General features: G+C 43.4%; 11 protein-coding genes. 8 read left to right on the plus strand and 3 right to left on the minus strand.

Annotated elements, in window-relative coordinates; genetic code table 11:
* Window positions 1–64: 64 nt before the first annotated feature.
* The gene (locus WCV65_RS06455) at window positions 65–1,120 is read right to left on the minus strand and encodes an alkene reductase (RefSeq protein WP_338780998.1); all 1,056 of its coding nucleotides are present in this window, start codon (window positions 1,118–1,120) and stop codon (window positions 65–67) included.
* Between the two features lie 131 nt (window positions 1,121–1,251).
* Between WCV65_RS06455 and WCV65_RS06460 the strand changes: the two genes are divergently transcribed.
* Together WCV65_RS06460 and WCV65_RS06465 are read left to right on the plus strand one after the other, a co-directional pair.
* The gene (locus WCV65_RS06460; protein WP_338781000.1) at window positions 1,252–1,803 is read left to right on the plus strand and encodes a GNAT family protein; all 552 of its coding nucleotides are present in this window, start codon (window positions 1,252–1,254) and stop codon (window positions 1,801–1,803) included.
* A gap of 216 nt (window positions 1,804–2,019) precedes the next feature.
* The gene (locus tag WCV65_RS06465; RefSeq protein ID WP_051860792.1) at window positions 2,020–3,426 is read left to right on the plus strand and encodes an amino acid permease; all 1,407 of its coding nucleotides are present in this window, start codon (window positions 2,020–2,022) and stop codon (window positions 3,424–3,426) included.
* Window positions 3,427–3,539: 113 nt separating this feature from the next.
* Here WCV65_RS06465 and WCV65_RS06470 read toward each other — a convergent pair whose 3' ends face one another.
* The gene (locus tag WCV65_RS06470) at window positions 3,540–4,307 is read right to left on the minus strand and encodes an alpha/beta hydrolase-fold protein (RefSeq protein WP_338781004.1); all 768 of its coding nucleotides are present in this window, start codon (window positions 4,305–4,307) and stop codon (window positions 3,540–3,542) included.
* A 3-nt stretch (window positions 4,308–4,310) separates the two neighbouring features.
* A complete protein-coding gene (locus WCV65_RS06475; protein WP_338781006.1) occupies window positions 4,311–6,068 on the minus strand; it encodes a glycoside hydrolase family 13 protein in 1,758 nt (585 codons plus the stop codon).
* 298 nt (window positions 6,069–6,366) lie between these two features.
* Here WCV65_RS06475 and WCV65_RS06480 point away from each other — a divergent pair, with 298 nt between their 5' ends.
* From WCV65_RS06480 to WCV65_RS06505, 6 genes are all read left to right on the plus strand, one after another.
* The gene (locus WCV65_RS06480; RefSeq protein WP_035410681.1) at window positions 6,367–7,644 is read left to right on the plus strand and encodes an extracellular solute-binding protein; all 1,278 of its coding nucleotides are present in this window, start codon (window positions 6,367–6,369) and stop codon (window positions 7,642–7,644) included.
* A gap of 194 nt (window positions 7,645–7,838) precedes the next feature.
* Window positions 7,839–9,155, plus strand: coding sequence for an ABC transporter permease subunit (locus WCV65_RS06485; RefSeq protein ID WP_338781008.1), 1,317 nt, complete (start codon window positions 7,839–7,841; stop codon window positions 9,153–9,155).
* The gene (locus WCV65_RS06490; protein ID WP_035410687.1) at window positions 9,155–9,997 is read left to right on the plus strand and encodes a sugar ABC transporter permease; all 843 of its coding nucleotides are present in this window, start codon (window positions 9,155–9,157) and stop codon (window positions 9,995–9,997) included. Before WCV65_RS06485 ends, WCV65_RS06490 begins: the two co-directional genes overlap by 1 nt.
* Window positions 9,998–10,088: 91 nt before the next feature.
* Window positions 10,089–11,621: an alpha-amylase family glycosyl hydrolase gene (locus WCV65_RS06495; protein ID WP_338781010.1), complete on the plus strand. Its 1,533-nt coding sequence runs from the start codon at window positions 10,089–10,091 to the stop codon at window positions 11,619–11,621.
* A 122-nt stretch (window positions 11,622–11,743) separates the two neighbouring features.
* A complete protein-coding gene (locus WCV65_RS06500; RefSeq protein ID WP_338781012.1) occupies window positions 11,744–12,784 on the plus strand; it encodes a LacI family DNA-binding transcriptional regulator in 1,041 nt (346 codons plus the stop codon).
* Between the two features lie 85 nt (window positions 12,785–12,869).
* The gene (locus WCV65_RS06505; RefSeq protein ID WP_338781014.1) at window positions 12,870–13,106 is read left to right on the plus strand and encodes a hypothetical protein; all 237 of its coding nucleotides are present in this window, start codon (window positions 12,870–12,872) and stop codon (window positions 13,104–13,106) included.
* Window positions 13,107–13,205: the final 99 nt, after the last annotated feature.

The raw sequence follows: 13,205 nt of genomic DNA on the forward strand, positions 1-13,205 counted from the left end.
ACGCAGATCCCACAAATTCAAAATATAAAAAAAGCCCGGACAATGTAGTCCGGGCGTTTTCTGCTTAAACGAGTTCAAGCAGGTGTTTTTTAGGTTCATAAGGGGTTAATTCTTTTCCTTCTCTTACTTTTTGCAGGAAATCAGGATTAGCGATTAGCGGGCGTCCGAATGCTGCAACATCCATAACGCCTTTTTCCAGCATGGCTTCTGCTTTATCAGCATCCAGGCTGCCTACTCCGATGATTGGACCGTCCCAATATTTTCTTGCCAAATCATAAAGTGTTTGGTTTTCAGCAATGTGTTCCTCTGCATCCATGATGGATGGGTGAATAATTTGAATACCGGTTTCTTTGAAAGCTTCAGTATACGTTCTCATCGCTTCATCTGCGTCTTCCCATCGATAATCGGGAGCGTCTACTTTGTGGGCGGAGAAGCGGATGATCGTGCGGTCTGCGCCGATTTCATCAATTACTGCACGGATTACTTGCTTCATAAACGTCAGTCTTTCGGCAAGCTCTCCGCCGTATTCATCTTCGCGCTTATTGGATTGATAACTGTTGAACTGATCAATCAAGTAGCCGTGGGCGCCATGTATTTCAACTCCGTCAAAGCCAGCTTCGATCGCATTTTTTGCTGCTTGGGCATACTGTCCGACTACTTTTTGGACATCTTCTTTGGAAAGTTCTTCAGGCACGGCATATGGTTTGCGGAAGCGCGGCACCTGGCCCTCTGCTGCAATCGCAGACGGTGCTTCAGGTGTTTGCCCGACAATCAATTCAGGATGGCTCAAGCGGCCAACGTGCCAGATTTGGGCAGCAATCGTTCCGCCTTCTTTATGAACAGCTTCGGTCACTTTTTTCCAGCCTTCGATCTGTTCTTGTGTAAAGAGCCCCGGTACGCCAGGGTTGCCTTTTGCACGGCTGCTGATCACAACACCCTCTGTAATAATAAGGCCAATGCCATCCTCTGCGCGTTTTCGGTAATATTCCGCTACCTCCGGACCTGGAACTCCTGTCTCATCATTAGAAAAAGAACGGGTCATCGGTGCCATGGCAGAGCGGGTTTTTAATTCAAATGCTCCAATTTTTACAGGTTCGAACAATTTATTATAAGAAGCCATTAATATTACATCTCCCTTTTTAAAAAGAATTACTCAATTAGTGTAGCAGGGAGATATCTCTAATCCAAATATTTTGATTTTAGAGGGAATATCGGGGAGGCTGGAGAAATAAAGGGGGGAGGTGATGGATCATGATTGCTGCAGGGAAAAAAGTAAAGCTGAGCTGGATTGACGAACAGGATTATGAAGAGCTGTATCTTTTAAAATATGGGGAAGCGAATCCTGAATGGAAGAAGTGGGATGCACCGTATTTTCCACTTGAAAGAAAAACATTTGAGGGTTATAAACGGCAAATGGCTGAAAAGCCTGCATGTATGGAAGCTAAAATTACAGCAGACATGCAGCTGATAGGAACTGTAGCATACTATTGGGAGCACGAACCTTCAAATTGGCTGGAGGCTGGAATCGTGATTTACCATCCGGATTTCTGGAACGGAGGGTACGGATCGGAAGCTTTAAACCTGTGGATTGAAAATTTATTTACTTCAATGCCGATTCCAAGGGTCGGTATCACGACGTGGTCAGGCAATGAACGCATGATGCACACCGCTGCAAAACAGGGGATGAAGCTAGAGGGCAGGATGAGAAAATGCAGACTGTACAACGGTGAATATTACGATTCCATCAGAATGGGTATATTAAGAGAAGAATGGGACGCCCGCAAAAGCAGAAGTCTTTCATAGGCTTCTTTTTTTCTATTATTCTGGAATAACCTTATAAGGAGCAATCGGTATTTCGTTTGTTATCCATAAATGTCCAGATGGCGCACCTGAATGTTTAAATAGAAGGGAGATTGGGTTTGTTTTTGGAAAAAAAATAAATTTTCATATAATACTAAATAATGATAAAATAGGAGAGGTTTATTTAAGATGTTATCGCTTACATAGAAGGAGGATCCCATGTCAGAACAGCGTCATGAACTAAAAAAAGAATTAAAAGACAGACATATTTTAATGATTGCCCTTGGAGGGGTAATCGGTACAGGATTATTCTTGAGCACCGGGTTTACAATTGGCGAGGCTGGCCCCGGGGGAGCTATTCTTGCTTACCTGATTGGCGGATTTGTCATGTACTTGACAATGCTTTGCCTTGGTGAATTGGCGGTTGCACTTCCGCATGTAGGATCCTATCAAAAATATGCAACAAAGTTTATCTCACCCGGAGCAGGTTATGTAGTGGGATGGATGGGCTGGCTGAACTGGTCGGTCACCGTCGGTTTAGAACTGCTAACCGTGAGTATATTGATGAAACGGTGGTTTCCGGATGTTCCGGCATGGATTTGGTGCATCATATTTGCTGTCCTGCTATTCAGCATTAACGCGCTATCCTCAAAAAGCTTTGCTGAAGTAGAATTCTGGTTTGCAAGTATAAAAATTATAACGGTTCTTGCATTTATCTTATTAGGAGGAGCAGCTATGTTTGGTTTGCTCCAGATGGGCGGAGGCGATCCTGCACCATTTTTCAGCAATTACACAGATCAAGGAGGTCTGTTTCCGAATGGTCTTGCTGCCGTTTTAATCACTATGATTAGTGTTAACTTTGCTTTTCAGGGAACTGAACTTGTAGGAATCGCAGCGGGAGAAAGTAAAAATCCAGAAAAAACGATCCCAAAAGCTATTAATAACACAGCATGGCGGATTTTGATTTTCTTTATTCTTTCTGTTTTTGTATTGGCAGGACTGTTTCCGTGGAAGGAAGCAGGCGTTATGGAAAGCCCGTTTGTCGTTGTATTTGATAAAATCGGGATCCCATATGCTGCCGATATTATGAACTTTGTTATTATTACCGCTGTCTTGTCAGTTGCAAATTCCGGATTATATGCAACATCACGCATGCTTTGGTCAATGTCCCAAGAAGGGATGATCAATAAAAGATTCGGGAAACTGAGTAAAAGAGGAGTTCCAATCAATGCTTTGATTGCCAGCATGGTAGTTGGCTGTCTATGCCTGCTATGCGGATTTTTTGCAGAAGATACGGTGTACTTATGGCTGCTATCCATAGCAGGATTTGGAGCGGTATTCGTTTGGGCATCGATTGCGCTTTCCAATTACATGGGAAGAAAATCATTTTTGAAAAAAGGCGGAAATATTGAGGAGTTAAAATTTAAAACTCCGCTCTATCCAATTGTCCCTCTGACAGCACTGGCAGCGAATGTTCTTGTTATGATCAGTCTTGCCTTTATCCCAGATCAAAGGATGGCCCTTTACTGCGGAATTCCTTTCTTAGTCGCCTGTGCCTTATATTACCGTTTTTACGCAAAGGGCAAAATGGAGAGGAAAGGTTTCGGAGAAGGAGAAAATCTATAGGTATTTGTTAAAAGAAAAATTGGAAGAGGGTCAGCCCCTTTCCCATCAAGAAGGATTTTCCCGCCCAATATCATAAATAAAGGAAAAAGGACCCATCGCGGGTCCTTTTTCCTTTAATCAAACAAATACCGCAATATCTCAGGAAGTCTTGCTCTCCATGCAGATTCATGATGAATTCCGCCATCGGCAATCTCAAACCGGCAATCTCTTACTTTCCTTTTCATAATTTCATAAACTGGAAGGCTTGAATCTATATAGGTTTGGGCGTTAATAATCGTGGTTTCTTCAGCTGTTCCAACGTCCATATAAAATTTTTCTGCTAAGCTTAAATCACTGCTGCGGATTTTTTCTTCCATCTCAGACTGGTTAAACCAATAAGCAGAGGAGAGGGAAGCTGCTCTTTTGAAAATTTCCGGATACTCGCAAAAGGCATAAGTTGTAATGTGGCCGCCCATTGAGCTTCCCATCATGACGGATTCTTCCGGAATCGTTGGATAGTTCGCATCAATCATCGGCTTGAATTCTTCAGCGAAAAACCGAACATACTCCTTGCCTTCTCCACCCAGCTCTTCATCTACCTTAAACAGGCGCTTTCCAAGACCTGGGCTGACCCACGGACCGTATTCATTAAACCGGCCAAAGCGTTCTTCATTGCAGTCGATGCCAGCCACGATGATCTCAAGCCCTATATCTGCGAGTACATCAGCGACTCCCCAGGAAACGCCATAGCCTGCATCTTCATCCCGAAACAAATTCTGTCCGTCATGCATATACAAAACGGGATATCTTTTGCCGGAGGTCTTGAAGTCATCCGGCAAATACATACGAACCATTCTTTTTCTATTAAAGGGAGTGAGGGTGATTTCAAATGTTTCGAGCATCCCTTATCTCTCCTTGCTGAATAAGAAAAATTGAGTGCTCATCGGTTCTGCGTGAATGGAATCGGCCGTCAGCGCTGTGCCTTTCAGCAGATCCTCAGCTTCTTTTCCTGTAAGTTCCGCAGGGAATGGAATGGCTAAAGGAACTTCGCATTGATTGACAACTGCAGCCAGAATCTGCTGGTCATTTTCCTTTGCGTAAATCAATGTATTATCCTCACTGTTTGCTTCTAATACCTTAAACTCGCCTTCATTCGCAAAAATAGGGTAGGTTTTGCGGAGCTCAAGCAATTTTTTCACAAAACGATGGAGCTCTCTATCCTGTTCGTCCTCATCCCACACCATGCATGCACGGCAGCCGGGATCGTTCCCGCCGGCCATGCCGATTTCATCTCCATAGTAGATGCAAGGAGAGCCCCCGAAGCTAAGCTGAAAAGCAAACAGCTGCTTTACGCGGTCCTTGCTATCCCCGGCTAATGTAAGGATGCGGTCTGTGTCATGGCTGCCAAGCAGGTTAAAGGCCACTTCGTTTATATTCTTAGGATAAGCATGCAGTCCGTTCACAATGACGGATGCAAATTCTTCAGCACGTATTTTGCCTTTAGCAAAGAAATTCAGGGCACCGTTTGTAAACGGGTAGTTCATCACGGCGTCAAACTGGTCTCCTAAAAGCCACGGCATGCTGTCGTGCCAGATTTCTCCTAATATATAGACATCTTCTTTCACTTCTTTTACAGCTGTTCTGAAGTCTCTCCAAAATGCATGATCGACTTCATTGGCAACATCTAAGCGCCAACCGTCAATATCAAATTCTTTAATCCAATATTGGCCGACATCAAGTAAATATTTTTTCACGTCCGGATGCTGGGTGTTCAGCTTCGGCATGCTCTTTTCATAAGCGAATGTATCATAGCCTGGAAGATTCTCCTTGATCGGCAGCTCGTATATATGGAACCAATCTTTAAACTGAGAAGCTTCGCCTTTTTCAATCACATCCTGGAAGGGTCCGAAGAAGTAGCCGCTGTGATTGAAAACCGCATCCAGCATCACTTTGATTCCTTTTGCATGAGCTTCCTTCACTAGACGTCGGAACGTTTCTTTATCACCGAATTGCGGGTCAATCTCCATATAATCAATCGTATCGTATTTATGATTCGAAAAGGCTCTAAAAATAGGAGTGAAGTAAATGCCGCTAATTCCAAGGTCCTTTAAATAATCAAGATGCTCAATGACCCCTTCAAAATCTCCGCCAAAAAAGTTGGAGGGAGTCGGGTCCGCACTGCCCCACGGAAGAGCACCCTCCGGATCGATATTCGGATTGCCGTTGCCAAACCGTTCAGGGAAAATTTGATACCAGACCGTATCCTTTACCCAATCAGGTGCTTTAAAGCGGTCTGCTGCATGCAAATACGGGAAACAAAAGAAATTTGCAATATCCTCTAGAGGGGCTTCATCAAAAAATCCTTTTTCAGCATAGATTAATTTTTCTGCTCCAGAAACAAGTTCAAATCCATAGCGCATACGGCGGTAAGGGGGCTGGACAGCAATAAACCAGTAATCGAACAACTGATCACTCCCCGACTTTTCCATTGGGCTTAAGGAAGCAATCCATTTTCCGTCTTCCCAGTCATAAGGATCTCCGTGGATTAGTTCGACAGCTTCTGCGTCTCCTTTTTTGGTTCTCATGCGGATATGTAAGGTTTTATCATCATAAATGTAGGCAAATTCATTTTTGGGCCGGTGATAAATAGCTTCTTTTAGCATAAAAGACTCACTCCTATATTCATAGAACGCAAACGTTTGCGTTCATTTAAGATAATTAAAGATTAGGTGAAAGCACTGTTAATGTCAATTATGGATGATTTTAAAAAATGTGCAAAAGTTATGAAAAAAATGCTTGTCAAAACCCAAATAGGCGCTATAATAAGATTTAGGTTGTGCAATCGTTTTCACAGAAATGCAAGCGCTTAAGTGAAAGCGTTATATTTTGAACAGACCGTGCAAACGCTTGTACATACTACTACTACTTTTTTACTAGACAACAATATTAGGAGGGGTCAGAATGAAGAAAGTCATGTCCTTATTCATGATGGTAATTCTTCTTATCGGCGTATTGGCTGCTTGCGGTCCAGACGCGAAAAAGGGAGCATCAACGGAAGGCAATAACGAGAAATCCGGAGAAGCAGCAAAACCGGAAAAACTAATTGTTTGGGAAGATAAAGATAAATCCAAATGGCTAGAAAAAGCCGCTGCTGATTTTGAAAAAGAAAACGGTATCAAAATTGAGTTTAAAGAAGTTGAAATGGCAACAAAAATGCGTGATCAGCTTCGTCTTGACGGACCAGCTGGAACAGGTCCTGACGTAGTAACACTTCCGCATGACCAAATCGGCCAGGTAGCAACAGAAGGTCTGATTGCACCGCTTACTGTAGACAAAGCAGTAACAGATGCGTTCACTGAATCTTCTATTACATCTCAAACTTACGACGGCAAACTATACGGACTTCCAAAGTCTACTGAAACTCCAGTACTTATCTATAACAAAGCATTAGCAACTGAAGTGCCTGCAACAATGGAAGATCTTCAAGCGAAAGCAAAAGAACTTACAACTGGCGGCAAATACGGCTTCCTTGCTTTATTCGATAACTTCTACTTTGCAAACGCTGTTATTGGCGGTATGGGTGGTTATGTATTCGGTGAAGAAGGCGGCAAGCCAAATCCGAAAGATCTTGGACTTAACAATGATGGCGCTGTTAAAGGTGCAGAATTCATTCAAACTTTCTACACAGACGGTCTTTTCCCTAAAGGAATCATCGGTGAAAATGGCGGATCTGCTCTTGACGGACTTTTCAATGAGGGCAAAGCCGCTTACGTAATGAACGGACCATGGGCATTCCAATCTTATAAAGATTCTGGAATTGACATTGGTGTAGCACCGCTTCCAAAATTCGCAAACGGCGAACCTATGAAAACTTTCGTTGGTGTTAAAGGATGGCATGTAAGTGCATTCTCTAAAAACCAGGAATGGGCAACTAAATTCGTTGAGTATGTAACAAGCGAAGATGTAGCAAAAGCACGTTATGAGCAAACGTTTGAAATTCCTCCGGTAAAAGCACTTGCTGAGGATCCAATCATTGCTGATAATCCAGAAGCTAAAGCAGTAGCAGATCAATCTGCTGTAGGTATCCCAATGCCTAACATCCCAGAAATGGGTGAAGTATGGAAGCCAATGGCTGACAACCTTCAAACACTTGTAACAGGCAAAACAGAGCCGAAAGCTTCTCTTGATGCGGCTACAAAAGCAATCGAGCAAAACATTACAGCGAACCACTCTAAATAAGCATGACTTGAGAAGTAGTACCTCTGTCCAGGGGTACTGCTTCCTTTCCTAAAAAGGATAAAGAAAGCGGAGCAGGCTTTTAAGAAGCGGTAAATCAGCAAAGATTACTGTTTCCTAAGAGCCTGGCTCTTCCAAAGAATGATCAGTCAGCAGCAGGCAACCGTGTTCTGCTAGAAAGAAAGGGGAATACCGACATGGCAGATTTAGCTTACAAGCCAAACCAAGAACCAGCAGAGCTCGTTCATCAGTCCAGCCACAGAAAAAAAGCAGCAGCCCTTTCCATCATCCCTGGATTAGGTCAAATTTATAACAAGCAATATGTGAAAGCTGCAGCGTTCCTAGTAATTGCGGCATCCTTCCTATTTGTAACATGGGATATGCTCGATATCGGAATTTGGGGACTCATGACCCTTGGAACCGAAACTCCAAGAGATCATTCTATTTTCCTTTTAGTCTACGGAATCATTGCTCTATTTATCGTAGCTTTTGGATTAGCCTTTTATTTTATCAATATACGCGATGCTTATAAAAATGGGGAGAAGAGGGACCTGAATATTCCTTTGAGCTCCATTAAAGAACAGTATAGAAATCTTGTAGATAACGGATTCCCATATTTAATTATGACACCAGGCTTTATGCTCCTCGCCTTTGTTGTCATTCTGCCGATTATTTTTATCGTCCTCCTTTCCTTTACTAACTATGATCTTTACCACTCTCCGCCCGCTAAGCTTGTAGATTGGGTTGGATTCCAGAATTTCGTTGATATATTCAGCATTGACATTTGGCGTCAAACATTCTTCTCTGTATTCGCCTGGACGATTGTATGGACGTTTGGTGCAACGACTTTGCAAGTAGCGCTTGGGATTTTCCTTGCTATTCTCGTAAACCAAAAGGATTTAAAGGGGAAAGCCATTATCCGTACGGTTTTCATCTTGCCTTGGGCAGTACCTTCTTTTGTTTCAATTCTAATCTTTGCCGGTCTATTCAATGAGTCATTCGGAGCGGTCAACGTTGATATCCTATCAATCTTTGGAATCGATCCCATTCCATGGATGACAGAGCCGATGTATGCAAGAATTGCTCTGATCTTCATTCAGTGCTGGCTGGGATTCCCGTTCATCTTCGCCATGACGACAGGTGTTCTTCAATCCATACCGGATGAGCTTTATGAGGCAGCTACAGTAGATGGAGCCAACACATGGCAGAAGTTCAAAGGCATTACGCTTCCGCTTGTGCTATTCTCAACAGCACCAATCATCATCACTCAATACACATTTAACTTTAATAACTTTAACGTCATCTATCTGTTCAATGGCGGCGGACCTGCAGTAGCAGAACAAAATGCAGGATCAACAGATATCCTGATTTCCTGGATTTACCGCCTGACGATGTCATCTGCCCAGTATTCGAAAGCAGCAGCCATCACATTAATGCTTTCGTCAATTGTTATCATTGTAGCAATCTGGCAATTTAGAAGAACAAAATCATTCCAAGAGGAGGATATGATGTAATGAGCTCAAAACAGCAGAAATTAGTCAGACTAACGTTATCCTACCTCGTGATCCTGTTTATGTTTGCGGTCATTCTTTATCCTGTTGCTTGGGTGGTTGGGTCTTCTTTTAACCCGGGAAACAGCTTATCGGGGTCAACGATCATCCCGAAAAATCCTTCTCTGAAGCACTATCAGTTCTTGTTTGATATAAAAGAGAGCAACTACTTATTCTGGTACTGGAACTCACTAAAAATCAGCGTAATGACGATGCTTTTGACGCTCATTATGGTTTCATTAACTGCCTATTCTTTTTCCCGCTACCGCTTTGTCGGCCGGAAAAACGGATTAATGACGTTCCTGATTCTTCAAATGATTCCAAACTTCGCAGCATTGATTGCAATTTATGTTCTTGCTCTCGTTACAGGACTTCTTGATTCCCATTTCGGATTAATTCTTGTCTATGTGGGCGGACAAATTCCGATGAATACGTATTTAATGAAGGGATATCTGGACACAATCCCGAAAGAATTAGATGAGTCTGCAAGAATGGACGGCGCCGGCCACCTTCGGATCTTCTTCCAGATTGTCATGCCGCTTGCGAAGCCAATTATTGCGGTAGTCGGATTGTTCTCATTCATCGCACCGCTTACAGACTTTATTATTGCGAGCGTGCTGCTCCGTTCAGAGAAAAACTTTACATTGGCAGTCGGACTTTATGACATGGTTGCAAAGCAATTTGGAGCGGAATTTACAAAGTTCGCAGCAGGTTCTGTGTTAATTGCCGTACCAATCGCCATTCTGTTCCTGTCCTTGCAGAGATATTTCGTTTCCGGACTTACAGCTGGAGGAACAAAAGGATAAGTATTTAAAGAAAGGTTCGGAGAAAAGGGCGCAGGCCCGTGCTTTCCCCGAACCTTTTTTTGAAGAAAAAACAAAGGGGTAAGACATGTTTATGAATAAAAAGCAGATAATCCTATGCTTTGCACTGCTGCTGATTCTGCCGTTTCAAACGGTTTCTGCGGCAGACAGCGATGCATCAGGCTGGCAGGATGAACGGATTTATTTCCTTATGGTAGACCGGTTTGCAAATGGAGATCCGTCAAATGATCTCGATGCGGACCGCAGTAATCCATCTGCCTATCATGGGGGAGATTTTAAAGGGATTACAAAAAAACTCGATTATTTGAAAGAGATGGGGTTTACGGCTATCTGGCTCACTCCTGTGTTTGAGAATGAAGGACAGGGCTACCACGGCTACTGGATTTCTGATTTCAGAAACACGGAAGAGCATTTCGGAACGATGGAAGAGTTTAAAACCCTTGTGAAGGAAGCCCACAAAAGGGACATAAAGGTTCTGCTTGATTTTGTCGTCAACCATACTGGCTATCAGCATGAATGGCTAAACGATTCGAATAAGAAAAACTGGTTCCATGAAAAACAGGAACTAACCAACTGGGAGAGCCAGAAGGATCTTGAAAACAATTGGCTCTATGGGCTTCCGGATTTAAATCAGGAAAATCCAGAAACGAGAAAGTACCTTCTTGACACGGCAAAATGGTGGATTACTGAAACAGACATTGATGGATACAGACTGGATACAGTCCGCCACGTACCAAAAGACTTTTGGGCTGAATTTGCGAAAGAGGTCAAATCAGTTAAAAAGGATTTCTTCCTGCTCGGTGAGGTATGGTCCGATGATCCGGCCTATTTAGCAGAATACGAAAAAACTGGGATTGATTCTTTCGTTGACTATCCGTTTTACGAGGAAGCCTCTGAAATTTTCTCCAAATCCGGACAATCAGCTGCTCCTCTCATTGATGTATGGAAGCGTAATGAGCACTACTATAAGTCACCCTATCTGCTCGGTACTTTCCTGGACAATCATGATAACATCCGATTTACGAGAAAAGCGCTGATTAATCAGGAACCGCCTGGCATCAGATGGAAGCTTGGATTAACGTATTTGTTCACAGCACCAGGAATACCGATCGTTTATTATGGCAGTGAAATTGCCCTTGACGGAGCAGCGGATCCGGATAATCGCAGAATGATGGATTTCCGTGCAGATAAAGAACTGATAACGTATATAACGAAGCTAAACAGCATTCGAGGTCGTGAATCTGTACTTGTAAAAGGAAATATGGAAAAACTGTATGATGATAAGGGGCTGACAGTCTTCAAACGTTCCTACAAGGGAGACACCGTTGTTGTAGCTATAAACAATTCAGATAAAACAGGTAAGGCAGCACTCCCAGCGGATGTTCTGGCAAAAGGGAAAGAGCTGAATGGGTATTTAACAGGTGAAGCGGTAAAGGAATCGGACAAGGGATACGAGCTGGTCCTTGATCGCGAGACAGCCGAAATTTATAAGCTTGAGGACAAATCAGGTCCTCATTGGGGATTAATCAGCGCAACCGTATTTGTACCAGTCCTGTTTGCTGGATTTATTTATGCCGCGGGCAGAAGGAGAAAGGCAAATTCATAAGCGCTTTTGTTTCTCAGGGCTGAATATGTTATAACAACATGATAGAGTCATGTACGGAACAATAAAATGTAAGCATTTTCTTTTCGTTGAAATGGATTGGGTGGGAGAGAGGAAGTGGGAAAATGGCGACAATAAAAGACGTGGCAAAATTGGCAAAAGTGGCGCCATCTACAGTGTCGAGGGTCATTGCGAACAACCCTCGCATCAGTGACCGGACGAAAGAACGCGTACGCGAGGCAATGAAGAGCCTTGGGTATCATCCGAATTTTATTGCAAGAAGCCTTGCAAATCAGTCTACGCAGGCAATCGGCATCGTCCTGCCGAGCTCAGCAGACAAAGCGTTCCAAAATCCATTTTTTCCTGAAGTCATAAGAGGAATAAGCAAAGCTGCTCATCAAAAACAGTATGCCCTATATATGTCAACTGGTGAAACAGAAGAAGAAATATATGATGGTGTCGTCCATATGGTTGAAGGGAAAAGAGTGGACGGAATTGTTCTTCTTTACTCCAGTGTGAATGACAAGCTGACACTCTTTCTCCGGAAAAAGGAGTTTCCTTTCGTCATAGTTGGCAAGCCGTTTAAGGATGTTAATGAAATTACCCATGTTGATAATGATAACTACCGTGCTTCTAAGGAAGTAACCGAGCATTTAATTGAGATAGGTCATGAGCAAATTGCCTTTATCGGAGGAGATTTGAACCTTGTCGTCACCATCGATCGTCTGCTGGGCTATGAAAAAGCAGTGCGAAATGCCGGCCTGCCTTACAAGGATGAATATATTGTCCACGAGGAATTTTTAAAAGAGGGCGGACAGGAAGCGGTTAAGGAGCTGTTCGGCTTGAGCGAACCTCCAACAGCCCTGGTCGTGGCCGATGACCTCATGGCAGTCGGCGTCCTGAAAATGCTTTTCAAAATGGGAATCCGCGTACCGGAAGATGTCTCCGTGGTCTCATTTAACAACATCATGATGGCTGAACTGTCACAGCCTCCGCTCACAACCGTCGACATCAACATCTTCCAGCTCGGCTGCGAATCAGCAAGAAGTATTATTCAAACGATTGAGTATCCGATGGAACCGGCAAGACGGATTATCATTCCTCATAAAGTCGTTAAGCGCCAGTCTTGTAAAGCTAGGGACACAGCTGAATTGAAGGAAGCTTAATAAGGAAAAGCCCGCTGGTGGTGCAGCGGGCTTTTTGTGTGCACACGGGAGCGGGAGATTCTATAGGGTCAGAAATAGTTGAAAAATGAAATGGACAAATCATGGTCTTGAATGGCTAAATAAGTGGGAGGAATGGCTAGATTGCAATGCTGAACGGACAGATAAGGGGCGAGAACGGACAAATAAAAGGGGACGGACAAATAAAGGTTCTGACCGGCTAAATAAGAGGGAGGAACGGCTAAATTGTAAAGTGGAGCGGACAGATAAGGGGCGCGAACGGACAAAAAAAGGGGACGGACAAATAAAGGTTCTGACCGGCTAAATAAGAAGGGAGAACGGCTAAATTGTAAGGCGGAACGGCCAGATTAAGGGCGCGAGCGGACAAATAAAAGGGGACGGACAAATTATAAATTTAACCGTC

Source organism: Metabacillus sp. FJAT-52054, assembly GCF_037201815.1.
GTDB lineage: Bacteria > Bacillota > Bacilli > Bacillales > Bacillaceae > Metabacillus_B > Metabacillus_B sediminis.

Coding starts and splice junctions, on each gene's coding strand:
- WCV65_RS06465 (WP_051860792.1), top strand. CDS start 2,020: ATGTCAGAACAGCGTCATGAACTAAAAAAAGAATTAAAAGACAGACAT.
- WCV65_RS06460 (WP_338781000.1), top strand. CDS start 1,252: ATGATTGCTGCAGGGAAAAAAGTAAAGCTGAGCTGGATTGACGAACAG.
- WCV65_RS06455 (WP_338780998.1), bottom strand. CDS start 1,120: ATGGCTTCTTATAATAAATTGTTCGAACCTGTAAAAATTGGAGCATTT.
- WCV65_RS06485 (WP_338781008.1), top strand. CDS start 7,839: ATGGCAGATTTAGCTTACAAGCCAAACCAAGAACCAGCAGAGCTCGTT.
- WCV65_RS06480 (WP_035410681.1), top strand. CDS start 6,367: ATGAAGAAAGTCATGTCCTTATTCATGATGGTAATTCTTCTTATCGGC.
- WCV65_RS06495 (WP_338781010.1), top strand. CDS start 10,089: ATGAATAAAAAGCAGATAATCCTATGCTTTGCACTGCTGCTGATTCTG.
- WCV65_RS06470 (WP_338781004.1), bottom strand. CDS start 4,307: ATGCTCGAAACATTTGAAATCACCCTCACTCCCTTTAATAGAAAAAGA.
- WCV65_RS06490 (WP_035410687.1), top strand. CDS start 9,155: ATGAGCTCAAAACAGCAGAAATTAGTCAGACTAACGTTATCCTACCTC.
- WCV65_RS06500 (WP_338781012.1), top strand. CDS start 11,744: ATGGCGACAATAAAAGACGTGGCAAAATTGGCAAAAGTGGCGCCATCT.
- WCV65_RS06475 (WP_338781006.1), bottom strand. CDS start 6,068: ATGCTAAAAGAAGCTATTTATCACCGGCCCAAAAATGAATTTGCCTAC.
- WCV65_RS06505 (WP_338781014.1), top strand. CDS start 12,870: ATGAAATGGACAAATCATGGTCTTGAATGGCTAAATAAGTGGGAGGAA.